Annotated in this window: 1 protein-coding gene; it reads right to left on the minus strand. The window is 73.4% G+C overall.

Annotation, left to right across the window (positions count from 1 at the left end; all coding sequences use genetic code 11):
- Nucleotides 1-21: 21 nt before the first annotated feature.
- On the minus strand, nucleotides 22-1,635 hold the full coding sequence (locus tag AC51EU_RS30080; RefSeq protein WP_496270257.1) for a multicopper oxidase family protein: 1,614 nt from the start codon (nucleotides 1,633-1,635) through the stop codon (nucleotides 22-24).
- Between the last annotated feature and the right edge of the window lie 213 nt (nucleotides 1,636-1,848).

A 1,848-nucleotide genomic window follows, 5' to 3' on the forward strand; every position in this document is an offset into this window, starting at 1 on the left:
CGGCGGCCGGGGCCCCTCGCGTCATCTCAGGTACCCGAGGACCGTCATCATCCCGGACTCCGAGTGGTACACGTTGTGGCAGTGCAGCATCCACAGACCGGGGTTGTTGGCCTCGAAGTCGACCGCGACGCGCTCCCTCGGCCGCACGATCACGGTGTCCTTGACCGCCCCGCCGCGCGGCAGCGAGAACACATGGCCATGCAGGTGCAACGGGTGCCACATCCGTGTCTTGTTGCGGAACAGCAGCCGCACCCGCTCGCCCGCCCGGACCGGGTAGCGCTGCGAGGGCCGGTAGGGATCGTGGTTGATCGCCCAGTCGAACCGCGACATGGAACCGGTCAGGGCCATGGACAGGACGCGGTCGGGGCGGCCCTCGCCCCGGCGCACCGACGGGTCGGCCGTGAGCTGGTCGGCGGTGACCAGCCGCCCGCGCAGTTCCTTGGGGACGGTGCCCGGCGGGGGCGTCTCACCGCTGCCGGTCCGCAGCACCGCGAGCGTGGACTGCCCCTTGCCGTCGGCGAACGCGCAGAGGGGGAAGACGCCGTCCTTCGCGGTGACCAGCACGTCGTACCGCTCGGCCATGCCCAGCAGCAGCGCGTCGGTCTCCTTGTGGACGACCGGATGCCCGTCGGTGTGGGTGATGGTCATGGAGTGGCCGCCGAGCGCGACGCGGTAGGCGGTGTCACCGCCCGCGTTGATGACGCGGATGCGGATGCGGTCGCCGGGCTTGGCGTGGAAGGAGTGCGGGGCGTTCGCGGTACGGCCGTTGATCAGGTGGAACGGATGGTCCACATCGCCGGCCTCGCCGCCCAGCAGATCGCTCCGCGACTCCAGGAGCAGACGCGAGCGCCGCTTTGGCGCGGGTGACGCGTCGTCACCGCCCATCATGCTGTGCGCGCCGTGGTCCCCGCTCCGGCCGGCGTGCCGGTACATGTCGTCCAGGAGCTCGTCGGGGGTCCAGCCGTCCACCCCGTCGATCCAGTCGTCGATGACGACGGTCCACTCCTTGTCGTAGGACAGCGGCTCCTTGGGGTCGTCGACGATCAGCGGGGCGTACAGCGCGCGGTCCTGCTGCACCCCGCTGTGCGAGTGGATCCAGTACGTCCCCGGGTGCGCCACCGCGAAGCGGTAGTCGAAGGAGGCGCCCTCCTTGATGGGGCGCTGGGTGACGTCCGGGGCGCCGTCCATGTCGTTGCGCAGCACCAGCCCGTGCCAGTGCAGTGTGGTGCTCTGCGGGAGGTGGTTGTCGAGCCGCACGTTGAGGTGGTCGCCCGCGGTGACCCGGATCTCCTTGCCCGGCACGGTGTCGCCGTACGCCCAGGAGGTGACGACGCGGCCGCCGAGGTCCAGCACCGTGCGGGTGGCGGTGAGGTGGTGCGACCGCACCGGGCCCTCGCCCCGCTGCCGCTCCCGCTCGACGACCTCCGGGCCGTCGGGGGAGACATAGCGGTCGGACGAGCGGCCGCGGGCGGCGGGGGCGTGGTCACCGGCGCGGTCGTCGGCGGGCGCCCCGTCGCGGCAGGCCGACAGCATCCCGCCGCCGGCGACGGCGAGGCCCGCGCCCAGCAGGGTGCGGCGGGTCGGGGGCGCGGCGGACCGTTCGGACCGCGGGAAGCCGGGATCACGGAAAGGCATGGGCATCGTGAAGCACCTCGGAACGGTGGCGGAGGGGGAACATGCGGGCGCGGGCCGGGGACGGCCTCGGCGGCCGGTCCTACGCGCGGGGCACCGACGTCCGGGCGGGGACCTCGGGGCGGCGTGACGGAGATATCGGACGCGGCGCGCACCACGGGCGGGCGCACAGGGAGGCGGCCGGGCCCGCCGGGACGGCGGAGACGCGCGGTGTCG

The sequence above is a fragment of the Candidatus Streptomyces philanthi genome, from assembly GCF_059553635.1.